Raw genomic sequence first — 23,446 nt, forward strand, 5'->3', positions numbered from 1 at the left:
GCGTCCGCCCGGCTCATCGCGATCCGCGCCGCGCGTCCGCTCGACTCATCCCTGGTTGGCCGTCACCGCGACCCCCATCACCTCGCGGGCGTGCCGGTTCGGGACCATGCCGAGGGTCCAGGCGCGCCAGCCGGCCTCCAGGTTCACTCCGCGTTCGAGGAGGAGCTCATATGCCTCGACGTACTCGGTGAGCTTCTCGTCGCGCAGCGGGTGGGGGGTGCGGGCGAGCTGGGCGAGTTCCTCCTGTGCCACGGCCGTGCCGATCTCGATGCCGCCCGGGGCGCCGTAGGGCAGCATCGTGCAGCGCAGGAAGCGGGCCCAGTCCTCGCCGCGGCGGTCGCCGTAGGACGCGAAGAGGCGTGCGGCCTCGTCGCAGAGGGCGAGGGCCTGCGGGATGCGGGTGTTGCCCGCGTCCACGACCGCCAGTTCCAGACAGGTCCATGCCTCGCCGTGGGCCACGTCGATGCGCTGGAAGTCGGCCCGGGCGTCGACCAGCAGCTGCCGGGCGAAGCCCGAGTTGCGCAGGGACCCCGTCTGGACGGCCCGCTGGTCGCGGGTGACCCGCGCCGAGTGGTGCCGGGCGCACGCCAGGCCGTACACGTCGCGCATCCGCGAGAACATCGTCCGTGACCGCTCCAGCTCCCTGACCGCCTGATCGAGGTTGCCCGTCTCCTCCAGGGACTGGCCCAGGTAGTAGCCGGTCCACGCCTCGCCGCGGGCGTCCTCGTTGTCGCGGTGGTGGGTGAGGGCCTGCCGGAGGCCGTCGACGGCGGCGGAGGGGTCGCCGGCGACCAGGCGGGCCCGGGCGAGCTGCGTCATGCTCCATGCCTGGCCGCGCGGGTCGCGGGTACGGCCGAACAGGTCCAGCGCGGTGCGCAGCTCGCCCTCCGCGCGCGGGACGTCGCCCATGCGCAGCAGCAGCTGGCCGAGCTGGTAGTGGGCCCAGCCCTCCCCGTGCAGGGACTCCTGCTGGCGGTGGATGACGAGGGCCCGGGTCAGCAGGTCCAGTGAGTCGGCGAGCCGGGAGCGGTCGCGTTCCACCGCCGCCAGCGCGTGCATCGTCCAGGCGCGGTCGGCCGCCAGCTGGGGGACCGCCTGCATGTCCAGGGCCTCGTGGAGCTTGGCCGCCGCCTCGGTCAGATTGCCCTGGTGGTGCAGGGTGATGCCGAGGGAGCACAGGGCCCGGGCGGCGCCGGCGTCGTGGTTGGTCTCCATGTACAGGTCGACCACCGACGCCAGTGTCGTACGGGCCTTGTCCAGCTCGCCCAGCTGGCGGGCGGCGATACCCGTACGCCACTGCACCGAGCGGGTCAGCAGGCCCTGGTCCACCGACTGGGCCAGCTCGCTCAGCTCACCGAGGCGGTAGAGGTCGCCGCGCAGCAGGCAGTAGTCGCACAGGGCACCCAGCAGGCTCAGGACGGCCGCCTGGTTCACGCCCTCCGCGTGCCGCAGGGTGGAGGTGATGAAGCTCGTCTCGTCGTCCAGCCAGCGCAGTGCCTCGTCCAACGACACGAAGCCGTGCGAGCCGAAGCGGTCCGAGCGGGTCGACATGTTGCCGTCGACCAGGCGGAGCACCGAGTCGGCGAGGTCCGCGTAGGTCACGATCAGCCGCTCCTGCGCGGCCGTGCGCTCGCTCGGCTCCTCCTCGTCGAGCAGCCGGGCCTGGGCGAACGCGCGCACCAGGTCGTGCAGCCGGTAGCGGTTGCCGTGCACATGGTCGATCAGACCGGCGCGGGCCAGCGCGGTGAGATGGCGGGTCGCCTCCGTCTCGTCCGTGGCGAGCAGCGACGCGGCGGCCGCCGCGCCCAGTGAGGCCCGGCCCGCCAGCGCCAGCCTGCGCAGCAGCCGGCGGGACGGCTCCGACTGGTCGGTGTACCGCAGCCACAGCGCGCGTTCGATCGGCTCGACCGGGCCGTACGCGCCCAGGTCCGCGGCGAGCTGCCGCGGGGTGCGCGGGCCCAGGGACGAGCCGGCGACGCGCAGCGCGAGCGGCAGACCGCCGCACAACTGCCGGATGCGGGCGAGGGATTCGGCGTCGTACGAGGGGGAGGAGGTCGTCGAGGGGGAGGAGGCCGTCGGGGGCGAGCCCGTGTGCGGCCCGGCCGACACGGCCGAGGGGTCCTGGGCCGCTGTGCCGAGCAGTTCGCGCGTGCCGTCGCCGTCCAGCGCCTCCACGGGGAGCTGGTGCACCCAGGCGGGGAGGTCGGCGGGCAGGCCGAGCGGGGTACGGGCGGTGACCAGGACGAGGCTGTCGGAGCGCTCGGGGACGAGCGTGCGGACCTGCTCGGGGTCGGAGGCGTCGTCCAGGACGATCGTGACCGGCAGCGCCGTCAGATGCTGGTGGTACAGCTCGCTGAGCCGTTTCACCTGCTGGTCCTGCGAGGTGCGCTCACGGAAGAGCAGCTGGTCGCGGGGCGCGCCGAGCCGGTTCAGCAGGTGCATCAGCGCGTCGCGCGTCGACAGCGGGGTCTCCCCGGGGCTGTCGGCGCGCAGGTCGACGACACAGGCGCCGCGGAAGTGGTCGCGCAGATCGTGGGCGGCGCGGACGGCGAGAGCGGTCCGGCCGGAGCCGGGCACGCCGTGCAGGACGACCACCGTCGGCCGGGTCTCCGTCTCGGCGCGGGCCGCCTGCACCCACTGGCGGATCTTCGCCATCTCCGACCGCCGGCCGGCGAACCGGTCGTCCGTCTCGGGGAGGTGGGCGAACGACTGCTCCAGCACGTTGCGCCGCCGGGCCGCCGCGCTCTTGTCGGCGCCCCGCAGCCGGGGCACCTTCTTCTTCGGGGTGGAAGCGGCCAGGACGCGCTGCTGGTCCAGGAACGGGCGTATCCCGCGCACCTCCAGCGCCGTCAGCCACTGCAGCCGCAGCTGCTCTGGGCCGCCGGGCTGGCCCAGGGCACCCGCGTGGTGGTGCGCGGCGGGCAGATGCGAGGCGGTCACCTTCAGCACCGTGGCGACGGCGCTCGCGACGCCGACGATCAGTCCGGTGCTCACGGCGGTGCCGGCGTCGACGCCGAACGCAAGGTCCGTCACAACGGCGGTACCGGCCGCGACGGCCGCCACCAGCAGGGGAGTTCCGGCGCCCTCGCGCGCGTAGCGCTGGCCGAAGGTCAGCCGGCCGGCCTCGGACTCGTCCAGTGCGCGGGTGTACGCCTCGTACTCCTCGGCCGCGTTCTGCGCCATGGTGTCCAGCGCGGCCCGTGCGCGGCCCAGCAGGACGACCCCGTCGGTACGGCCGCCCGATCTGCGGACCTCCTCCTCGACCGCCCGGACCAACAGCCGTTCGGCCTCCCCCCGGTGGCTGTCCCGCATCACACGTCCCCCTTCGCCGAAACGGCTTTCCCAGGCCAGTGTGGAGCGGATGGGGCGCACTGGCGAGAGGGCGTGGATCAGCCCGGGGTCGCATGCGCGGGCGCATGGGCGGTCGTGCGGCACGTACTGACACACCGTCATGACGAGCTTGAGGGGGATCGGTTGACGCCGGCTCTCCTGCGGGGTTGGAGTGCGGTGCGCGCCGGGCAGTCACCCGGTCCCGTCGTGCGTGTCGCCCGTGGAAGGTGCTCGGTGGCCGCCGAGGGCCCCCGTCAGCCGGTGACCACCGCGCGGCGCCGGGCTCGGGTGAGGGCCAGGCGGCCGAGGGTCATGCCGCCGGCCCCGACGAGCAGGGCGACGATGGCCCCCGCCCGGCCGTTGCCGGTACCGAACCCGCCGCTGGACGTCGCCAGGTGCAGCGCGGCCAGGGCCACTCCGGCCACCCCCACGACCAGGGCGGCGACTGCCGGGCCCCGCACGGCCCCCGCCCCCGCCCTCGCCCCGGCCCCGGTGCCGCCGCCCCTGCCGACCCGGCTGACCCGGCCCTCGGCGCGGGCCAGTGCCCAGCCGCCGATCGCCGTGCTGGTGAGGGCGACCACCGCCGCCACGACGGCCCCGGTCCGGCCGTCCCCGATGGCGCCCCCGGCCACCGCCAGCAGTACCTCTCCCGACCCCGACGCGCTCATGACGTTCCCCTCTCCCTCTCTTCTTCTCTTCCGTTCACGTGGCCCGACACCTCCGTCGGACGTGCCCCCGACGATGCCCTCCCGCCCGGCCCCCGGTCGTCCCGCGGACGCAGGCACTTTCCGCTGCCGCCCACGGTGCCGTCCGTCTGCCGTGGACGTCGTAGCCCGGGCGGAAGTGCTGCGTACGCGGTAGCCGGGGCCTCCTCCTCACGCAGGACTCGGCAGGGCGCGGCGCCCGGCTAGGGTGCGCGCATGAGTGGGGTACGGGCCGGTGGACGGGCCGGTGCGAGGGACTGGGCGATCGCCGTCGGCGTGGCGGCGACGCTCGTGGTCACCGGCGCCTCGGTGGACCACGCGACCGCCGCCGGCCCGGCCCTCGGCTTCGCCCTGCTGGCGTCCGGCGGCCTCGCGCTGGCCGCGCGCCGCCGGGCCCCCGTCCCCGTCCTCGCGGTCACGGGGCTGTGCGCGGCCGGATACCAGGCGGCCGGCTTCGACGTGCCCGCCGTCGCGTTCCTGTTCGCCGTCTACGCCGCCGTACGGGCGGGGCACCGCGTCGTCACCGTCGTCGCGTCCGTGGCGTTGCTGGCCGCCCTGCCGCTGGCGGCCCTGATTTCACTGCACGACCTGGGCGAGTCCTTCGCGCGGGCCAGGGGCGCCCTCGAACTGGCCTGGCTGGTCGCGGCCGGCGCCGCGGGCGAGGCGCTGCGGCAGGCGGAACGGCGGGCCGACGAGGCAGAGCGGACCCGCGAGGAGACCGCCCGGCGCCGCGCCGACGAGGAGCGGCTGCACATCGCCAGGGAGCTGCACGACTCGCTCACCCACCAGATCTCGATCATCAAGGTGCAGGCCGAGGTCGCCGTCCACCTGGCCCGTCGGCGCGGGGAGGAGGTACCGGCGGCCCTGCTGGCGATCCAGGAGGCGGGGCGGGAGGCGAACCGGGAGCTGCGGGCCACGCTGGAGGCCCTGCGCGACGACGACACGCGTCCGCCGCGCGGCCTGGACCACGTGCCGGAGCTGGTGGAGAAGGCCCGTGCGATGGGCCTGGACGCTACGCTGACGGTGGTGGGGGAGCGCGGGGACGTGCCGGCCGCGGTGGGACGGACGGTCTACCGCATCGTGCAGGAGTCCCTCACCAACATCGCCCGGCACGCCTCGGCGACCTCGGCCTCGGTCCGCGTCGAGCACCGCCCGGACGCCGTCGCGCTCCGCGTCGACGACGACGGAATCGCCGCCCCGCACACCCCCGTCGTGCCCGGCGTCGGCCTGCTCGGCATGCGGGAACGGGTCACCGCCCTCGGCGGCCGCCTCCACGCGGAACCCCGCGACCAGGGCGGCTTCACCGTCCGAGCCGACCTCCCCGTCGACGGCGACCACACCACCGAAGGGGCCCCTCGACCACCCGACGACCGCACCGGCGGAGCCGGGCTCGCCCTGACCGACGCCCGTCCCGCAGCTGACGCCCGTCCCGCAGCCGACGCCCGTCCCGCCGGCGACGCCGATCCCGCGGTCGCCGCCCTCCCCGCCGGCGACGCCCACCCCGTGGCCGCCGCCCGCCCCGCCGGCGGCGCCCATCCCGCGGTCGCCGTCCTCCCCGCCGGCGACGCCCATCCCGCGACCGCCACCCTCCCCGCCGGCGACACCCACCCCGCGACCGCCGCCCTCCCCGCCGGCGGCGAAGCCCGTGCCGTCCCCGTCGAGCGCTCATGATCCGTGTTCTGCTCGTCGACGATCAGCCGCTGCTGCGCAGCGGCTTCCGGGCGCTGCTCGATGCCGAGGACGACATCGGCGTCGTGGGCGAGGCCGGTGACGGGGAGGAAGGGCTGGCGCTCGTCAGGGCGCACCTGCCGGACGTCGCGCTCGTCGACATCCGGATGCCGGTCCTCGACGGCATCGAGACGACCCGCCGTATCGCCGCGGACCCGGCCCTCGCCGGGGTGCACGTCGTCATCCTCACCAACTACGGCTTCGACGAGTACGTCCTCGACGCGCTGCGCGCCGGGGCCGCCGGGTTCCTGGTCAAGGACATCGTCCCGGAGGACTTCCTGCACGCCGTACGGGTCGCCGCGCGCGGTGACGCCCTGCTCGCCCCGTCGATCACCCGCAAGCTCATCGACCGGTATGTCACCCAGCCGTCCGGCCCCGTCGTCGGCCGGGGGCTGGAGGAGTTGACCAACCGCGAACGGGAGGCCGTGGCGCTGGTCGCGCACGGTCTGTCCAACGACGAGATCGCGGACCGCATGGTCATCAGCGCGCTGACCGCGAAGACGCACGTCAACCGGGCCATGACCAAGCTCGGCGCCCGCGACCGCGCCCAGCTCGTGGTCCTCGCCTACGAGTCCGGTCTGGTGGCGCCCCGTACCCGCTGAGGCCGGCCGGCCCTTTCTTCGCCGGGGCGCGTGCTGTCCGGCCCCGGCTGGGTACTGCGGAATGATGGACCGCATGCCGAATCGACTCGCCCACGAGACCTCCCCGTACCTCCTCCAGCACGCCGAGAACCCGGTGGACTGGTGGCCCTGGTCGGCCGAGGCGTTCGAAGAGGCGCGCAAGCGGAACGTGCCCGTCCTCCTCAGCGTCGGGTACAGCTCCTGCCACTGGTGCCATGTCATGGCCCACGAGTCCTTCGAGGACGACGAGACCGCCGCCTACCTCAACGCCCACTACGTCAACGTCAAGGTCGACCGCGAGGAGCGGCCCGACGTCGACGCCGTCTACATGGAAGCGGTGCAGGCGGCCACCGGGCACGGCGGCTGGCCCATGACCGTGTTCCTCACCCCGGACGCGGAGCCCTTCTACTTCGGCACGTACTTCCCGCCGGCGCCCCGCCACGGCATGCCCTCCTTCCGCCAGGTGCTGGAAGGGGTGCGGGCGGCCTGGGCGGACCGGCGTGACGAGGTCGCCGAAGTGGCCGGGAAGATCGTCCGTGACCTGTCCGGCCGAGAGCTGAAGTTCGCCGCCGTCGACGTGCCCGGCGAGCAGGACCTCGCCCAGGCGCTGCTCGGCCTCACCCGCGAGTACGACGCCTCCCACGGCGGCTTCGGCGGGGCACCGAAGTTCCCGCCGTCCATGGTGATCGAGTTCCTGCTGCGGCACGCCGCCCGCACCGGCTCCGAGGGCGCCCTGGAGATGGCGCGGGACACCTGTGAGCGCATGGCCCGCGGCGGGATCTACGACCAGCTCGGCGGCGGCTTCGCCCGCTACTCCGTGGACCGCGAGTGGGTCGTGCCGCACTTCGAGAAGATGCTGTACGACAACGCCCTGCTCTGCCGGGTCTACGCCCACCTGTGGCGGGCGACCGGCTCCGAGCTGGCCCGGCGGGTCGCGCTGGAGACCGCCGACTTCATGGTCCGCGAACTGCGCACCGCCGAGGGTGGGTTCGCCTCCGCGCTGGACGCCGACAGCGACGACGGGACCGGCCGGCACGTCGAGGGCGCCTACTACGTGTGGACCCCGGAGCAGCTGACCGAGGTGCTGGGCGAGGAGGACGGGCGGCTCGCCGCCCAGTACTTCGGCGTCACCGAGGAGGGCACCTTCGAGCACGGCGCCTCCGTCCTGCAACTCCCGCAGCAGGAAGGCGTGTTCGACGCCGAGCGGATCGCGTCGGTCAAGGAGCGGCTCCTGCGCGCCCGCGCCGAGCGCCCCGCGCCGGGCCGGGACGACAAGGTCGTCGCCGCCTGGAACGGGCTCGCCGTCGCCGCGCTGGCCGAGACCGGCGCCTACTTCGACCGGCCCGACCTGGTGGACGCCGCCGTCACCGCCGCCGACCTCCTCGTGCGGCTGCACCTGGACGAGAAGGCGCGGCTCGCCCGTACCAGCAAGGACGGGCAGGCCGGAGCCCATGCCGGTGTGCTGGAGGACTACGCGGACGTGGCCGAGGGGTTCCTGGCGCTCGCCTCCGTGACCGGTGAGGGCGTCTGGCTGGAGTTCGCGGGGTTCCTGCTCGACCATGTGCTCGCCCGGTTCGTCGACGAGGAGTCCGGCGCCCTGTTCGACACGGCGGCCGACGCGGAGAAGCTCATCCGGCGGCCCCAGGACCCCACCGACAACGCCGTCCCCTCGGGGTGGAGCGCGGCGGCCGGGGCGCTGCTGGCCTACGCCGCGCACACCCAGTCCGAGCCCCATCGCACTGCCGCCGAGCGGGCGTTGGGCGTGGTGAAGGCGCTCGGGCCGCGGGCGCCGAGGTTCATCGGCTGGGGTCTCGCCACCGCCGAGGCCCTGCTCGACGGGCCCCGTGAGGTCGCGGTCGTCGGCCCGCAGGGCGATCCGCGAACGAAGGAACTGCACCGCACGGCCCTGCTCGGCACGGCGCCCGGCGCGGTCGTCGCCGTGGGGGCGGAGGGCAGCGACGAGTTGCCGCTGCTCGCCGACCGTCCGCTCGTCGGCGGGGAACCGGCGGCGTACGTCTGCCGTAACTTCACCTGTGACGCGCCGACGACGGACACCGACCGTCTTGGTACGGCTCTGCGAACGGCACTGAACGGCTGAAAAGAGTCCCTGACGTGCGGGGACGAGGCCGAACAACTGGCCGGAATTGGGTGAGTGTTCGGACACGTCCGATTGTGGTGTCTGTCGTTCGGAAACACGCTATTTATCGGAAGGGTCCACGGGATTCACAGTTTCCCCCTAGTCTCTGCTCTGGTACGCGGCTGGAGTGACGTTCCGTCAGGGGCGTGAACTCCGGTCGTGGCAGGGGGTTTTGAGATCTGGGGGGATCTTTCTTGCTGACGTCAGTCTTCATTGCCGTCGTCTCGCTGGCCTTGTTCTGGATGGCGGCCTTCACCCTGTGGTGGCAGATGCACGCGTGGCGCACGCCCGAGGTGCTCGCCTCCACCCGTTTCAGCAGACCCGACGGGGACGAACATGTGTCGTTCTCGCTGCTGCTGCCCGCACGCCATGAACAGGCCGTGCTCGACCACACCATCCAACGGCTGCTCGAATCCAGCCACGCCGACTTCGAGATCATCGTGATCGTCGGCCACGACGATCCGGAGACCACCGCCGTCGCCCGGGCCGCCGAGGCCCGGGACCCGCGGGTCCGCGTCGTCGTCGACCACCATGAGAAGAAGAACAAGCCGAAAGCCATGAACACGGCGTTACCGCACTGCCGCGGTGACGTCGTCGGTGTTTTCGACGCCGAGGACCAGGTCCACCCGGAACTGCTCTCCCACGTCGACCACGCCTTCCGCACCACCGGCGCGGACGTCGTCCAGGGCGGGGTGCAGCTGATCAACTTCCACTCCAGCTGGTACAGCCTGCGCAACTGCCTGGAGTACTTCTTCTGGTTCCGCTCCCGGCTGCATCTGCACGCGCAGAAAGGGTTCATCCCGCTCGGCGGCAACACCGTCTTCGTCCGCACCGGAGTGCTGCGCGACGCCGGCGGCTGGGACCCCGACTGCCTCGCCGAGGACTGCGATCTCGGCGTACGCCTCTCCAGCGTCGGCAAGAAGGTCGTCGTCGCCTACGACTCCGACATGGTCACCCGCGAGGAGACCCCCGGCAGCCTGATGTCGCTGATGAAGCAGCGCACCCGCTGGAACCAGGGCTTCCTCCAGGTCTACCGCAAGCGGGACTGGAAGCAACTGCCCGGATTCCGGCAGCGGTTGCTCGCGCGCTACACCCTCATGACGCCGTACCTCCAGGCCGTCTCCGGCGTGATCATCCCGCTGAACGTGGCCATCGCGCTCTTCCTCGACGTGCCCGTCGGCATCGCCTTCATCACCTTCCTGCCGGCCGTCACCGCCCTCGTGACCTTCGTGTTCGAGGTCGTCGGACTGCATGACTTCGGCAAGCAGTACGGCCTGCGCGTCCGGTTCTCCCACTACGTCAAGCTCATCGTGGGCGGCCCCTTCTACCAGGTGCTCCTCGCCCTCGCCGCCGTCCGCGCCGTCTGGCGCGAACAACGCGGCCGCAATGACTGGGAGTTGACCAGCCATGTCGGCGCACACCTCGCGAACGTGACCCGAGAGGACGTTCCTGCGTGACCTCCACACTTCCCGCGGCGACCAAGACGGAAGTCAAGGTCCCCGCGCAGCGGACAGCTGTGCCCACAGCCCGTTCGACCGGTCGAACGACTCCTTCCGTTTCGCCCGGCCGTCTGCGCTCATCGCGCCCCGACCTGCTCCTGTGCGGACTCCTCCTCGTGGGGATCATGATCGTGCAGGGCTGGAACATCGCCGACTACCCGACCCTCAGCGACGACGAGGGCACCTACCTCGCCCAGGCATGGGCGGTGCAGGAGGGCAGAGGACTCGCCCACTACACCTACTGGTACGACCACCCGCCCCTCGGCTGGATCCAGATCGCCGTCCTGACCTGGCTCCCCGCCCAGCTCGCCCCCGAGTCGATGACGGTCGGCTCGATGCGCGCGGTGATGCTGGTGGTCAGCGCCGTCAGCGCGGTCCTCGTCTACGTCCTGGGCCGCCGCCTGTCGCTGCCCCGCTGGGCCGCCGGCCTCGGCATGGCCCTCTTCGGACTCTCCCCGCTGTCCGTCGTCCTCCAGCGGGAGATCTTCCTCGACAACATCGCGGTCATGTGGACGCTGCTCGCGTTCTGCCTCGCCGCCTCCCCGAGCCGTCACCTCTGGCACCACTTCGGCGCGGGCATCGCCGCCGCCGCGGCCGTCCTCACCAAGGAGACGATGCTCCTCGTCCTGCCCGCCGTGCTGCTCACCATGTGGCGGCACAGCCACCGCGACACCCGCAAGTTCGCCCTCACCGGCGCCATCACCGCCTGCACCCTGATCGGCGTCTCGTACCCGCTGTTCGCCCTCCTCAAGGGCGAGCTGTTCCCCGGCGCCGGCCATGTCTCCCTCTGGGACGGCATCGTCTACCAGATGAGCCGCCCCGGCTCCGGCTTCATCCTCACCGAGGGCACCGGCTCGTACGGCGTCCTCCAGTCCTGGCTCTACTACGACCGCGTCCTGCCCCTCGGCGGACTCGCCGGCGCCCTGCTGCTCCTGATCACCTGGCGCTGGTCGGTGACGGCACGCGCCCTCGCCGGACCCGCTCTCGCCGTCGCGATCCTCGCCGGCATGGCCCTGCGCCCCGGCTACCTGCCCGCCATGTACGTCATCCAGGCGCTGCCCTTCCTCGCCCTGGTCCTCGCGGGCGGCGCCGCGAGCGTCACGCACGGGGTGCTCAGGCGGTGGCGGAGCACCACCGAGAGGCGCCCGCTGACCTGGACGCGGTACGTGGTGGCCGTCGCCCTCGCCGCCGCGGCCGCCGTGTACGTCGTCCCCCGCTGGTACGACGGCAACCGCACCGCCATGACCTTCGACGCCAACGCCCCCTACCAGCAGGCCGCGAAGTGGCTCGGCAGCGAGGTCGACGACCCCGGCCGCACCCGGGTCCTCGTCGACGACGCCCTCTGGCTCGACCTCGTCCACGAGGGCTACCAGCCCGGCCTCGGCGTCATCTGGTTCTACAAGGCCGACCTCGACCCCGCGGTCACCAAGACGATGCCCCAGGGCTGGCGCGACCTCGACTACGTGGTCGCCTCCCCGACAGTACGGCGCGACGCGGTCGACCTGCCCAATGTGAAGGCCGCGATGGAGAACTCGACACCGGTCGCCACCTTCGGCACCGGCGAGGACCGCATCGAGATCCGCAGGATCCAGGCCGCGGGAGGCGACCGATGAGCAGCGGTTACGAGTCCATCGTCCCCGAGGAGCTGGGCGATCCGGCGGTACGCGGAGCCGAGGTGCCCGAGCCCGGCGCCGTCACCATCGTCGTCCCCACCTTCAACGAGTCCGCCAACGTACGGGAGCTGCTCCACCGGATCACCGAGACGGTGCCCGCGCGGCTGCCGTGCGAGGTCGTCTTCGTGGACGACTCCACCGACGACACCCCCGACGTCATCAACGAGGCCGCCCAGGACTGCCCGTTCCCGGTGACCGTCCTGCACCGCGACCGGCCCACGGGCGGACTCGGCGGCGCCGTCGTCGAGGGCATGAAGGCCGCCACCTCCGACTGGATCGTCGTCATGGACGGCGACCTCCAGCACCCGCCGTCCCTCGTGCCCGAGCTGGTGGCGACGGGGGAGCGGTCCTCCGCGGGGCTCGTCGTCGCCTCCCGCTACATCAAGGGCGGCAGCCGCGCCGGGCTCGCCGGCAGCTACCGCGTCGCCGTCTCGCGGGGCGCGACCTGGCTCACCAAGTCGCTGTTCCCACGCCGGCTGCACGGCATCAGCGACCCGATGAGCGGCTTCTTCGCGATCCGCCGCAGCGCCGTCACCGCGGAGACCCTCCAGCCCCTCGGCTACAAGATCCTCCTCGAACTGGCCGTGCGCAGCCGCCCCCGCCGGGTCACCGAGGTGCCGTTCGTCTTCCAGGACCGCTTCGCCGGCGAGTCCAAGTCGACGGCGAAGGAGGGCTTGCGGTTCCTGCGCCACCTGGCCGGCCTGCGCACCGCGTCCCCGCTGGCCCGCCTGATCGTCTTCGGTCTGATCGGCGTCACCGGCTTCCTGCCGAACCTGGCCGGCCTGTACGCGCTGACCTCGTCCGGCATGCACTACGTCCCCGCCGAGATCCTCGCCAACCAGCTCGGGGTGGTCTGGAACTTCTTCCTCATCGAGCACCTGTGCTTCCGCGAGCGGCGGGCGCACCGCAAGGGGTGGGACCGCATCGGCCGGTTCGCGGTGCTCGCCAACGCCGACCTGCTGCTGCGGATCCCGCTGATCGCCCTGTTCGTCGACCGGTTCGGCATGGGGGCGCTGCCCGCCACCGCGCTCGCCCTGGTGACGACGTTCGTCCTGCGCTTCGCGGGCACGGAAGCGCTCATCTACCTGCCCCGCAGGAAGTCCCGCCGTGGGGAGCGCGGTGGGGAGCAGAAGGCCGGCGGGGGGCCCGGTTCGGCCGTGAGCACGGAGGCCGAGCAGTGGTCGGGGCCGGCCGAGTCCGCAAGGAGAACACGATGACGAGCCGTCTCAAGAGCCGTACGAGAACCCGAACCGGGCACAGACCCAGACGCAGGACGGCCCTGCTGGCCGTGGGCGCCCTCGCCTCCGGCCTCCTCCTCGTCTCACCCCAGCCGGCGTCCGCCGCCAACCTCGTGCAGAACCCCGGCTTCGAGACGGCGGGCCCACCCGGCGCGGCCGACATGCCGTACTGCTGGGAGAAGTCCGGCTGGGGCGACAACGACTTCACCTTCACCACGGTCGCGGACGCCCACTCCGGCGGCAAGGCCATGAAGGTCGAGCTGACCCGCCGGGTCTCGGGCGACCGCAAGGCCCTGATCACCGAGTCGGCGGCCTGCGCCCCCTCGGTCTCGGTGGGCAAGCAGTACGACCTGGGCCTCTGGTACAAGTCGACGACGCCGGACACGTCCCTCACGCTGTTCCGGCACGACACCACCGCGGGCTGGCAGTACTGGACCGACCTGAAGACGCTGGACATGGCGGGCGCCTGGACGCAGGCGTCGGTCCGCACGCCCGAGGTGCCCGCGGGCACCGACCGCATCACGTGGGGCGTCTCCGTCTACGGCACGGGCTCCGTCACCACCGACGACTACACGATGGACCAGGTGGCCGACCCGGTCCCCGAACCGCAGTGCACGGGCACACCGGCGGAGTGCGCGAACGGCCGCTGGGACGTGCTGCCCACCCAGAACCCCGTGCGCTCCATGCACTCCGTCGTCCTCAACAACGGCAAGGTGCTGCTGATCGCGGGCTCCGGCAACAGCGAGGAGATGTTCGAGGCGGGCACGTTCACCTCGGCGGTCTACGACCCGAAGAAGGGCACGTACAAGCAGATCCCGACGCCCGACGACATGTTCTGCGCGGGCCACGTCCAGCTCGACGACGGCCGGGTCCTGGTGATGAGCGGCAACAAGGCGTACCCGGCGGCCAACGGCTCGCACGGCTACGAGGGTTACAAGGACTCGTACGTCTTCGACCCGGTCACCGAGACGTACGGCAAGACCAACGACATGAACGACGGCCACTGGTACCCTTCGGCGACGATCCTCGGCAACGGCGACGTCATCTCGTTCGGCGGGCTGCGCGAGGACTCCACGGGTTCGGTGACGGCCGAACTCTGGTCGGACGCCGAGCAGAAGTGGCTCGAGCTCTGGAAGGTCAACCAGACCTGGTCGTACTGGGGTCTGTACCCGTCGATGATCCTCATGCAGGACGGCCGCCTCTTCTACTCGGGCAGCCATGTCTTCGGCAACAACATCCCCGGCACGGGTTCGGCGATCTACGACTACGGCGCGAACACGGTGACGTCGGTGTCCGGGCTCCAGCGGAAGGACGAACGCGACCAGTCCGCGAGCGTGCTGCTGCCGCCCGCCCAGGACCAGCGGGTCCTCACGCTCGGCGGCGGCAACATCGAGTCCAACCCGGAGGCGAACCGCCTGACGGACATCATCGACCTCAAGGCCCCGAACCCGGCGTACGTCGCCGGCCCGCCGATCCCGCAGGGCACGGTGGACCTCGGCGCCGGCAAGGTCGCCCAGACGGGCAACCAGGGCAAGATGTACGTCTCCGCGGTTCTCCTGCCCGACGGCAAGGTCCTGGAGACGGGCGGCGGCCTCCACAACCGCGCCAACCCGGTCTTCGAGGCGTCGCTCTACGACCCGGCGACGCACACGTTCGACCCGGTCGCGGCGGACCCCGAGGCCCGCGGCTACCACTCCTCGGCGTTCCTGCTCCCCGACGGCCGCGTCATGGCCACGGGCGACAACCCCGGCAACGGCTCCTGGAACCACAACGTGTCGATCTACACGCCGCCGTACCTCCTGAAGGGCGCCCGCCCGAAGATCACGTCGGTGATCGACAAGGAGTGGGTGTACGGGGACACGCAGCGCATCACGGTGGACCGCCCGATCGCGAAGGCGGAACTGATCCGCCCCGCGGCGGTGACGCACTCCTCCGACCCGAACCAGCGCTATGTGGACCTGCCGCTGTCGGTCGACGGCAACAACGTCGACCTGAACGTGACGAGCAACCCGAACCTGGCCCCGCCGGGCTGGTACATGCTCTTCGCGGTCGACGCCAACGGCGTCCCGTCGGTGGCGGAATGGGTCCACCTGCAAGGCCCGTCGGCGATGGCGGCGGCCTCGGGCGAGGCCCCGTCGGCCCACGTCCACGACTTCGCGGACGACCTGAAGGGCAAGACGACGGGCCCGAAGAAGAAGACGAAGTCGAAGCAGGTGAGCCCCACGCTGGCAGGCTGCGACCGCCACTACGGCTCCGCGAACGTGTGCGTCCCGACGGCCTTCCCGGCGGAGGTCGAGCCGACGACCACGTCCCGCTGCACCTGGCTGAAGGACAACGACTACGGCCGCCTGAAACTGAACGGCAAGGACGACCCACTGCGCCTGGACCGCAACGGGGACGGGCTGGCGTGCGGGAAGGGAGACGTGAGGCGAGGCTGACGCCGAGGGCGGCGGGTGACGCACCGCCCTGAGCGCCACGCGACTGCCGGTCGACGGCCCCGTACCTGACGGCACTTCGTCAGGTACGGGGCCGTCGCCTGCTCCAGGGGCGGGCGGCGCGACGTCACGCAGGGAGGCCGAGCGGGGGGTGGTCGAGCACGCGGGGCTTGTACTCGACCAGTTGGATGCGGCCGTCGAAGGTGCGGTGGTCGATCATTTCGAGGGCGACGTCCGGATAGCCGTCGTAGATGCGTTCTTCGCCCGTGGCCCCGGTGATCACCGGGAACATCACGACCCGGAAGCGGTCCACGAGTCCGGCTCGTAGCAGGGACCGGCACAGGCTGAGGCTGCCGATCGTGCTGAGGAGCCCCGGGTCACCCGACTTCAGGGCGCGGACGGTCTCGACGGCGTCGTCGCGGACGAGCGTGCAGTTGGCCCACGTCAGTGGCTCCTCGAGTGAGGACGAGAACACCACCTTGGACGCTCGCGTGAGCTCGTCGACGGACGCCTCCTCCTCGGGCCTGAACTCGTCCTGGCCCTGCGGGACGGCGCCTGCGGCGAAGCCCGACATCAGGCGGTAGGTGTTCGCCCCCATCAAGTAGGTGGCCTCGGGCTGCTCGCCGAGCCATGCGAGGTACTCCGGGCCCTCGAGACCCCAGAACCCGGGCCATCCCTCTCCCGACGCGTAGCCGTCGAGGGACGTGATGAAGTCGACGAGAAGCTCCGACATGGCAGTGTCCTTTCCTGAGGTGTCACCAGCTTGGACCGGCCGGGAGCCGCAAACTCATCGGAACCAGGAGGCAGGAGAACATCAGCCCTGATATTTGTGCTGGTGTAGTGCGCCTGACCAGCCGTCCCGGTGAACATCCGCAGGGGATCTCCATCCGCAGGATTTGATGATCCAGCAGCGCAAGCGGACGATGAACGCGTAGCGACCTCGAAACCGTGGAGGTATGACTATGCTCAGGCGTTTCATGGCTTCAGCGATGGTGGTCGGCGCCGGGATCGGCGCCGGGCTGTCCGCACCGTCGGTCGCCCAGGCTCAGGACTACGGGCCCAACACCTGCCGACAGGGATATGTCTGGCGGGAAGCGCGTGCCGGCGACGTCGTGTGCGTCACACCGCAGACGCGTACGAACACCGCCCGCGACAACGCTCTGGCCCCCGGCCGGACCCTCCCGAACGGCTACTGCAAGCAGGGCTACGTCTGGCGTGAGGCATGGGGAGCCGACGACCACACCTGCGTGACCCCGCAGACCCGCGCGCAGGCGCGACATGACAACAGCCAGGCCGATGACCGGCGGTTGGCGGTGCGGCTGTGGATCACTTCGCAGAACGGCGCCCTCAAGGTCAACGGCAACCACTTCAACGTGAACAGCCCCGTCCGCCTCGTGTTCTCCGGCGCGGTCAAGAAGTCCGTGACGGTCACGGCCACCAGGCACGCCGGACACGCCGGCGGCAGTTTCGGCTTCGTCACCGGCTTCCCCGCGAAGTGCGCCCCCGGAAACCCGAACTCCCGCGTCCAGGCGATCGATCTGGCCTCGGGCCGAAAGACAGCCGGCGTCCCGTTCGTCTACTGCGTAAGGATCGACTGAACCCCGGCCCAGCCGTTCCTCGAACCGAGCGCGGCGCCCGCCCACCCACTCCGGCGGAGCGAGTGCGGCGGGCGCCGGCCTTCACGGTGAACCGCGGCCGGCCGAGGAGACGTCGCTGGTCAGGGCAACCCATAGACGGCCGGCCGCGGAGTTACGCGGGGGATCAGCCCAGGCGTTCCACCAAGGCCCGGTACTCGTCCCACAGTTCCTTCGGCGTGTGGTCACCGAAGGTGTCGAGGTGGTCGGGGACCAGCGCCGCCTCCTCCCGCCACACCTCCTTGTCGACGGTCAGCAGGAAGTCCAGGTCGGAGGAGGACAGGTCCAGGCCGGCCGTGTCCAGGGCGGACGCCGTCGGCAGGATGCCGATCGGGGTCTCCACACCCTCCGCCTTGCCGTCCAGCCGCTCCACGATCCACTTCAGGACGCGGCTGTTCTCGCCGAAGCCCGGCCAGACGAACTTGCCCTGGTCGTCCTTGCGGAACCAGTTGACGTAGTAGATCTTCGGCAGCTTCGACTGGTCCTTGTCCTTGGCCACGTCGATCCAGTGGGCCATGTAGTCGCCCATGTTGTAGCCGCAGAACGGCAGCATCGCGAACGGGTCGCGGCGCAGCTCGCCGACCTTGCCCTCGGCGGCGGCGGTCTTCTCGGAGGCCACGTTCGCGCCGAGGAAGACGCCGTGGTTCCAGTCGAAGGACTCCGTCACCAGCGGTACGGCCGTGGCGCGGCGCCCGCCGAAGAGGATCGCCGAGATCGGGACACCCTTGGGGTCCTCCCACTCGGGCGCGATGATCGGGCACTGCGACGCCGGCACGGTGAAGCGGGCGTTGGGGTGGGCGGCCGGGGTCTGCGACGCCGGCGTCCACTCGTTGCCCTTCCAGTCCGTGAGGTGCTCCGGGGTCTCCTCCGTCATCCCCTCCCACCAGATGTCGCCGTCGTCGGTCAGCGCGACGTTGGTGAAGACCGAGTTGCCCCAGAGCGTCTTCATCGCGTTGGCGTTGGTGTGCTCGCCGGTGCCGGGGGCGACGCCGAAGAAGCCGGCCTCGGGGTTGATCGCGTAGAGCCGGCCGTCCTCGCCGAAGCGCATCCACGCGATGTCGTCGCCGATCGTCTCGACGGTCCAGCCGGAGATCGTCGGCTCCAGCATCGCGAGGTTCGTCTTGCCGCACGCCGACGGGAACGCCGCCGCCACGTACTTCGACTCACCCTGCGGCGGCGTGAGCTTGAGGATCAGCATGTGCTCGGCCAGCCAGCCCTCGTCGCGGGCCATGACGGAGGCGATGCGCAGGGCGTAGCACTTCTTGCCGAGCAGCGCGTTGCCGCCGTAGCCGGAGCCGTACGACCAGATCTCGCGGCTCTCGGGGAAGTGGGAGATGTACTTGGTGCTGTTGCAGGGCCAGGGGACGTCCTCCTGGCCGGGCTCCAGCGGCGCGCCGAGGGTGTGCACGGCCTTCACGAAGAAGCCCTCGGAGCCCAGCTCGTCCAGGACCGGCTGCCCCATGCGCGTCATCGTGCGCATGGACACGGCGACGTACGCGGAGTCCGTGATCTCGACGCCGATCGCGGAGAGCGGCGAGCCGAGCGGGCCCATGCAGAACGGGACGACGTACATCGTCCGGCCGCGCATCGAGCCGCGGAACAGGCCCTTCTCGCCCTGGAAGATCTCCCGCATCTCTGCGGGGGCCTTCCAGTGGTTGGTCGGACCCGCGTCCTCCTCCTTCTCCGAGCAGATGAACGTGCGGTCCTCGACCCGGGCGACATCGGTCGGGTCGGAGGCCGCGTAGTAGGAGTTCGGGCGCTTGATGGGGTCGAGTTTCCGGAAGGTGCCCTTCTCGACGAGCTCCTCGCACAGGCGCTCGTACTCGGCCTCGGATCCGTCACACCAGACCACGTTGTCCGGCTGGGTCAGTTCGGCGATCTCGTTCACCCACGCGATCAGTTCCCGGTGGGTGGTGGGGACGGCAGACGGGGGAGCCGCGATATCGCGCGCCACGATTGCTCCTAAATGAGGGATTTTTTGGTTGGAGGCCCCGTGGGGGCTGCGACCCGGATGCTTCACGGTTGGATCTTTGGGCGCTCATCCGGTGTCGACCGCACTCATTTGATCATCCGACGAGAGTGCCCATATGTCCAGAGGGCCTCACACGTGAGCACCGTGAGCATCACCACTCATACGTTTCCGTAGCATGAGGTTTCCGTGAGTGATCACCGCTTCACCGCGGGTATCCGGGAATCACCCAGGTATCCCCCCTCGGCCGTCCTCGTGAGACGATGGCCACTTCCGGCGGCGCGAACGGCCCGCACCGTCCCGCAAGTTACGGCTCCGTAGGTACGATGCGAGACATGACTGCGTCCGTCCCCGACGCGCCCACGGAGAGGGCGGCCGACCGCCGCCGTCCGGACGCGCGTTCCTTGCCGCATCAGATCGCCCACCAGATCAGCCACCAGATCTCGGACGAACTCCACGAGATAAAGCCCAAGCTGCGCGGCTGGCTGCACCTCGGTATGTTCCCGGCCGTACTCGTCGCGGGCCTGGTGCTCACCGCGCTCGCGGACTCGACCCGGGGACGCATCGCCTGCGGGATCTACGTGCTCACGGCCTGCCTGCTGTTCGGTGTCAGCGCGCTGTACCACCGGGGCGACTGGAGCCCCCGCATGGACGGCATCCTGCGCCGGCTCGACCACGCGAACATCTTCCTGATCATCGCGGGGACGTACACGCCCCTGACCATGCTGCTGCTGCCCGGGGCCAAGGGCCAGTGGCTGCTGTGGGGCATCTGGGGCGCGGCCCTCGCGGGAATCATCTTCCGGGTCTTCTGGGTCGGCGCCCCGCGCTGGCTCTACACGCCCTGCTACATCGCGATGGGCTGGGCCGCCGTCTTCTTCCTGCCCGACTTCATGCGCACCGGCGGCATCGCCGTCCTGGTCCTCGTGGTGGTCGGCGGGCTCCTCTACAGCGCCGGCGGCGTGATCTACGGCCTCAAGAAGCCGAACCCCTCCCCGCAGTGGTTCGGTTTCCACGAGGTCTTCCACCTGCTGACACTCGCCGCGTTCGTGGTGCACTACGTCGGCATCTCGCTGGTGGCGTACCAGCACGCGTAGCGGATCGGTTGCTCCGCCGCTCCCCGACGGCCACGGCTCTCCGCCGTGGCCGTTCTCCGTGTGCCCGCACATGTCAGGGTGGCGGCGCCGGCCGATGGCCGAGAATGAGCCGTATGAGCCCCGCACGTACCTCTCCCCCCACCGAGGGCCCCCGGCCGGGACTCCGTGAGCGGAAGAAGACCAAGACCCGGACGGCGATCCGCGACGCCGCCTACGCGCTGATCAGGGAGCAGGGCTACGACGCCACCACGATCGAGCAGATCGCCGACCGCGCCGAGGTCTCGCCGTCCACGGTCTCCCGCTACTTCCCCGCCAAGGAGGACATCGTCGTCACCGACGAGTACGACCCGGTCCTGCCGGCGGAACTGGCCGGGCGGCCGGCGGACGAGTCGTGGGCCGACTCGCTGCGGTACGTGACGAGGAAGGCCCTCGGCCCCGGACTGGAGCAGGAGCCGGAGATCACCCGGCTGCGGGCGCACCTGATGGCCACCGTCCCGGCGGTACGCGCCCGCATGGCGGAGCGCATGGCCGTCACCGGCAGACAGATCGCCGAGGCCGTCTCCGCGCGCACCGGCCTCGACCGGAACAGCCTGGAGGTCCGGGTCTTCACCATGTCCCTCGTCGGCGGACTCGCGGAGATCGCCCTCTACTGGGCCGAGAACGACTTCCGCGACGACCCCGCCGACCTCGTCGAGCGGGCCCTGGCCGTCCTGGAACACGGCCTCGCCCCCGGAAAACCCTGAGGTCACCCGCCCTCCGGCATGCCATCCTGGCCAGGTGAACCGTCCCGAGATCCACGTCGAAGTCGCCCCCGAGCTGGCCCTGTTCGTCCCTCCCCACCGCCGCGCGGGCGTGACCGCGCTCGCCACGGACGGGGTCTCCACGCTCGGCCATGTCGTCGAGTCCCTGGGTGTCCCGCTGACGGAGGTCGGCACCCTGGTCGTGGACGGGCACGAGGTTCCGGTGTCGCACGTGCCGACGGCGGGCGCGTCCGTGACCGTACGCCCGGTCGAGCGCCCCCAGCGCGTACCGGGCGCCCCCTTGCGCTTCCTCCTCGACGTCCACCTCGGCACGCTCGCCCGGCGGCTGCGGCTGCTGGGTGTCGACACGGCGTACGAGTCGACCGACATCGGCGACCCGGCGCTCGCCGCACGGTCCGCCGCCGAGCGCCGCGTGATGCTCAGCCGCGACCGGGGGCTGCTGCGCCGACGGGAGCTGTGGGCCGGGGCGTACGTCTACAGCACGCAGCCGGACGAGCAACTGCGCGACGTACTGGACCGCTTCGCGCCGGAGCTACGGCCGTGGACCCGCTGCACCGCCTGCAACGGCCTGCTGAGACCGGCCACGAAGGAGGAGGTGGCCGACCGTCTGGAGCACGGCACGCAGCGGTCGTACGACGTGTTCGCGCAGTGCGGTGACTGCGGCCGGGCGTACTGGAAGGGCGCGCACCACGAGCAGTTGGAGGCGATCGTCCGGGAGGCGTTGCGGACCCGCGCCCAGACGGGCTGAACACGACGCGCCGTGGGCTCCGCGTGGGGTCCGTGTGGGGCCAGTGGCGGGTCAGTGGTGCGGCAGCAACTCCTTGGCCCGGCGGTACTCGTCTTCGGTGAGGTCGCCCTTGGCCCGGATCTCGGACAGCTTGGCGAGTTGCTCCGCCTCGTCGGCGGGGCCGGGCGCGCCGATGGTCTCGCGGACGTACTGGTCCGTCTTCCGCAGCCTGGCCCGGACGTGCTCCTGTTCCCGCCGGCCCATGCCCTTGCCGCGCGCGACGACGTAGACGAAGACGCCCAGGAACGGCAGGACGAGCGCGAAGACCAGCCATCCCGCCTTGGCCCAGCCGCCCATCCCGTCGTCCCGGAAGATGTCGACGACCACGCGGAACAGCAGGAACAACCACATCACCCACAGGAAGATCCACATGATCGTCCAGAAGGCCCCCAGGAGGGGGTAGTCGTAGGCCAGGTTCACGGTGTTCTCCATGATGTCTCCTGTCGCCGGTCCGTGCCGGAGGCCGCGGCGAGCATGCCGAGGACGATCAGGACGAGGACGACGATGCCGAGGATCAGCGCCACGGCGCCCGGCGTGGGGTAGTTCCACAGCACGAGCGCGAGCGCGCCGCCGCCGATGACGACGCCGGTGGTCCACTTGGTGTGGGTGTCCAGCCAGCGGCCGGCGGCGCCGGTGTTCATACCGTTGCGCGCCATGGCCCGCCCGGTGGCCCCGGTCCCGTCGGCCGCCGTCCTCCTGACCCACCGGGCAACGCGGCCGGGGCCGTAGAGGTACGCGGCCAGCGCCGTGATCACCGCGATGACCAGGACCGTGACGGTGCTGTTCCTCAGGAAGCGGATGAAGGTGTCGTAGATGTCGGCCGCGGCGTCCCGCGGCAGGGCGGTCGACGGGACGGAGTCCAGATAGACCGACCGCATCACGGCGAGACCGACGAGCAGCACGATCATCATGACCCCGATGCCGATGGCCGTCGCCATCAGCGCCACGCGGTGCGCGGGCGCGCACCAGACCGCGAGCCCGGCCAGGACCAGGACCAGGACGGGGAGCCAGGTGCCGACCACGTCCAGCAGCCGCATGGCGTCCTGGGCCTCGTTCAGTTTGTCGGTCTTCAGCAGGGTGATCGTCTTGTCGACGTCGGGGATCTTCGAAGCCTGGTCGAAGCCCGCGTCCACCAGTTCCTTCTTGACGTCGTCGATGACGACGCCGAGGTTCAGGTCGATGCTGCCGTCGCCGGCCTGGACGGCGCTGCCGCCCTCGCCGGTGAGGACGTTGACCACGGCGGCGTGGGCCCGCCGGTTGGCGTTGTCCCACACCTCGGCGAACCGGTCACTGGTCACCACCCTGTTCACGACGGAGTGGACGGCCGAGTCGAGCGCGCTCTTCAGCGGGCCGGTCAGGGCGTCGGCGCCCTGGACCACCTGAGGCGGCGCCCCTTCCTTCTGGAGTGTCCGCCCGATGGCCTCGGTGAAGGCTGCCACATCGACGCTGTCGACCACGCGCTTGGTGAGCCGGTCGGTCACGGTGTTCTGGACGGACGACTTCGTCGCGATGGGGGAGACGGTCTGGACGTACCGGTCGGTGTCACTGACCTCGGAGTCCACCCAGGCGGCGACCACGGCGAGCGGCGCCAACAGGAAGGCCAGCAGCAGGAGCAGGGAGGTGGCCGTGTACCGCAGACCCCGGTGGCGGCTGTGGGCCGCCTTGCGCAGCCGTTCGTACTCGTCGCGTTCCGCGGCGCTCAACGGAGGTCCGCCGGCCGGACGGCCGGCGCCTTCGGAGGGCGATGACGAGCCGTCAGTAGAAGCCATGGGTCTCCCCTTGACGGACAGGCACCCAGTGAGTGCGAGGGCAGGGGTACGGGGGCTGTGAGCGGGGT

General features: G+C 71.3%; 16 protein-coding genes and 1 pseudogene. 11 read left to right on the top strand and 6 right to left on the bottom strand.

What is annotated here, in order from left to right; all coding sequences use genetic code 11:
* Window positions 1-45 precede the first annotated feature (45 nt).
* Window positions 46-3,312 carry a tetratricopeptide repeat protein gene (locus ACZ4Z2_RS10160; protein WP_468074263.1) on the bottom strand — a complete coding sequence of 1,089 codons (3,267 nt, stop codon included), beginning with the start codon at window positions 3,310-3,312 and terminating at the stop codon, window positions 46-48.
* A 272-nt stretch (window positions 3,313-3,584) separates the two neighbouring features.
* A complete protein-coding gene (locus ACZ4Z2_RS10165; protein WP_468074265.1) occupies window positions 3,585-3,998 on the bottom strand; it encodes a DUF6223 family protein in 414 nt (137 codons plus the stop codon).
* A gap of 252 nt (window positions 3,999-4,250) precedes the next feature.
* Here ACZ4Z2_RS10165 and ACZ4Z2_RS10170 point away from each other — a divergent pair.
* The 7 genes and pseudogenes from ACZ4Z2_RS10170 to ACZ4Z2_RS10200 form a co-directional block, all read left to right on the top strand.
* Window positions 4,251-5,363 (top strand): annotated as a pseudogene (locus tag ACZ4Z2_RS10170) (sensor histidine kinase); the annotation flags it as partial.
* 338 nt (window positions 5,364-5,701) lie between these two features.
* Window positions 5,702-6,364 (top strand): response regulator, encoded by a 663-nt coding sequence (locus tag ACZ4Z2_RS10175; protein WP_468074267.1) that lies wholly within the window; start codon window positions 5,702-5,704, stop codon window positions 6,362-6,364.
* A 73-nt stretch (window positions 6,365-6,437) separates the two neighbouring features.
* A complete protein-coding gene (locus ACZ4Z2_RS10180) occupies window positions 6,438-8,480 on the top strand; it encodes a thioredoxin domain-containing protein (protein ID WP_468074269.1) in 2,043 nt (680 codons plus the stop codon).
* A gap of 233 nt (window positions 8,481-8,713) precedes the next feature.
* A complete protein-coding gene (locus ACZ4Z2_RS10185) occupies window positions 8,714-9,976 on the top strand; it encodes a glycosyltransferase (RefSeq protein ID WP_468074271.1) in 1,263 nt (420 codons plus the stop codon).
* Window positions 9,973-11,631, top strand: coding sequence for a phospholipid carrier-dependent glycosyltransferase (locus tag ACZ4Z2_RS10190; protein WP_468074273.1), 1,659 nt, complete (start codon window positions 9,973-9,975; stop codon window positions 11,629-11,631). Before ACZ4Z2_RS10185 ends, ACZ4Z2_RS10190 begins: the two co-directional genes overlap by 4 nt.
* Entirely contained in the window at window positions 11,628-12,908 is a 1,281-nt protein-coding gene (locus ACZ4Z2_RS10195; protein ID WP_468074275.1) for a glycosyltransferase, read from the top strand. The genes ACZ4Z2_RS10190 and ACZ4Z2_RS10195 overlap by 4 nt, the downstream gene beginning before the upstream one ends.
* Window positions 12,905-15,367 (top strand): galactose oxidase-like domain-containing protein, encoded by a 2,463-nt coding sequence (locus ACZ4Z2_RS10200; protein ID WP_468074277.1) that lies wholly within the window; start codon window positions 12,905-12,907, stop codon window positions 15,365-15,367. Before ACZ4Z2_RS10195 ends, ACZ4Z2_RS10200 begins: the two co-directional genes overlap by 4 nt.
* Window positions 15,368-15,491: 124 nt before the next feature.
* Here ACZ4Z2_RS10200 and ACZ4Z2_RS10205 read toward each other — a convergent pair whose 3' ends face one another.
* Window positions 15,492-16,097: a dihydrofolate reductase family protein gene (locus tag ACZ4Z2_RS10205; RefSeq protein WP_468074279.1), complete on the bottom strand. Its 606-nt coding sequence runs from the start codon at window positions 16,095-16,097 to the stop codon at window positions 15,492-15,494.
* 244 nt (window positions 16,098-16,341) lie between these two features.
* Here ACZ4Z2_RS10205 and ACZ4Z2_RS10210 point away from each other — a divergent pair, with 244 nt between their 5' ends.
* On the top strand, window positions 16,342-16,962 hold the full coding sequence (locus ACZ4Z2_RS10210; RefSeq protein WP_468074281.1) for a hypothetical protein: 621 nt from the start codon (window positions 16,342-16,344) through the stop codon (window positions 16,960-16,962).
* A gap of 163 nt (window positions 16,963-17,125) precedes the next feature.
* Here the strand turns inward: ACZ4Z2_RS10210 and ACZ4Z2_RS10215 are convergent, their stop codons facing one another.
* Window positions 17,126-18,952 (bottom strand): phosphoenolpyruvate carboxykinase (GTP), encoded by a 1,827-nt coding sequence (locus tag ACZ4Z2_RS10215; RefSeq protein WP_468074282.1) that lies wholly within the window; start codon window positions 18,950-18,952, stop codon window positions 17,126-17,128.
* A 350-nt stretch (window positions 18,953-19,302) separates the two neighbouring features.
* Between ACZ4Z2_RS10215 and trhA the strand changes: the two genes are divergently transcribed.
* The 3 genes from trhA (at window position 19,303) to ACZ4Z2_RS10230 (ending at window position 21,570) form a co-directional block, all read left to right on the top strand.
* Window positions 19,303-20,061, top strand: a complete 759-nt coding sequence (trhA, locus tag ACZ4Z2_RS10220; protein WP_468074284.1) for a PAQR family membrane homeostasis protein TrhA — start codon at window positions 19,303-19,305, stop codon at window positions 20,059-20,061.
* Window positions 20,062-20,174: 113 nt separating this feature from the next.
* On the top strand, window positions 20,175-20,804 hold the full coding sequence (locus ACZ4Z2_RS10225) for a TetR/AcrR family transcriptional regulator (protein ID WP_468074286.1): 630 nt from the start codon (window positions 20,175-20,177) through the stop codon (window positions 20,802-20,804).
* A gap of 34 nt (window positions 20,805-20,838) precedes the next feature.
* Window positions 20,839-21,570, top strand: coding sequence for a Mut7-C RNAse domain-containing protein (locus ACZ4Z2_RS10230; protein ID WP_468074288.1), 732 nt, complete (start codon window positions 20,839-20,841; stop codon window positions 21,568-21,570).
* 51 nt (window positions 21,571-21,621) lie between these two features.
* Here ACZ4Z2_RS10230 and ACZ4Z2_RS10235 read toward each other — a convergent pair whose 3' ends face one another.
* Both ACZ4Z2_RS10235 and ACZ4Z2_RS10240 read right to left on the bottom strand, forming a co-directional pair.
* The gene (locus ACZ4Z2_RS10235; protein WP_468074290.1) at window positions 21,622-22,041 is read right to left on the bottom strand and encodes an SHOCT domain-containing protein; all 420 of its coding nucleotides are present in this window, start codon (window positions 22,039-22,041) and stop codon (window positions 21,622-21,624) included.
* Window positions 22,026-23,312 (bottom strand): hypothetical protein, encoded by a 1,287-nt coding sequence (locus ACZ4Z2_RS10240; RefSeq protein WP_468074292.1) that lies wholly within the window; start codon window positions 23,310-23,312, stop codon window positions 22,026-22,028. The genes ACZ4Z2_RS10235 and ACZ4Z2_RS10240 overlap by 16 nt, the downstream gene beginning before the upstream one ends.
* Window positions 23,313-23,446: the final 134 nt, after the last annotated feature.

The sequence above is a fragment of the Streptomyces sp. NPDC030183 genome, assembly GCF_055573455.1.

Coding starts and splice junctions, on each gene's coding strand:
- ACZ4Z2_RS10160 (WP_468074263.1), bottom strand. CDS start 3,312: ATGCGGGACAGCCACCGGGGGGAGGCCGAACGGCTGTTGGTCCGGGCG.
- ACZ4Z2_RS10165 (WP_468074265.1), bottom strand. CDS start 3,998: ATGAGCGCGTCGGGGTCGGGAGAGGTACTGCTGGCGGTGGCCGGGGGC.
- ACZ4Z2_RS10175 (WP_468074267.1), top strand. CDS start 5,702: ATGATCCGTGTTCTGCTCGTCGACGATCAGCCGCTGCTGCGCAGCGGC.
- ACZ4Z2_RS10180 (WP_468074269.1), top strand. CDS start 6,438: ATGCCGAATCGACTCGCCCACGAGACCTCCCCGTACCTCCTCCAGCAC.
- ACZ4Z2_RS10195 (WP_468074275.1), top strand. CDS start 11,628: ATGAGCAGCGGTTACGAGTCCATCGTCCCCGAGGAGCTGGGCGATCCG.
- ACZ4Z2_RS10200 (WP_468074277.1), top strand. CDS start 12,905: ATGACGAGCCGTCTCAAGAGCCGTACGAGAACCCGAACCGGGCACAGA.
- ACZ4Z2_RS10205 (WP_468074279.1), bottom strand. CDS start 16,097: ATGTCGGAGCTTCTCGTCGACTTCATCACGTCCCTCGACGGCTACGCG.
- ACZ4Z2_RS10210 (WP_468074281.1), top strand. CDS start 16,342: ATGGCTTCAGCGATGGTGGTCGGCGCCGGGATCGGCGCCGGGCTGTCC.
- trhA (WP_468074284.1), top strand. CDS start 19,303: ATGACTGCGTCCGTCCCCGACGCGCCCACGGAGAGGGCGGCCGACCGC.
- ACZ4Z2_RS10225 (WP_468074286.1), top strand. CDS start 20,175: ATGAGCCCCGCACGTACCTCTCCCCCCACCGAGGGCCCCCGGCCGGGA.
- ACZ4Z2_RS10235 (WP_468074290.1), bottom strand. CDS start 22,041: ATGGAGAACACCGTGAACCTGGCCTACGACTACCCCCTCCTGGGGGCC.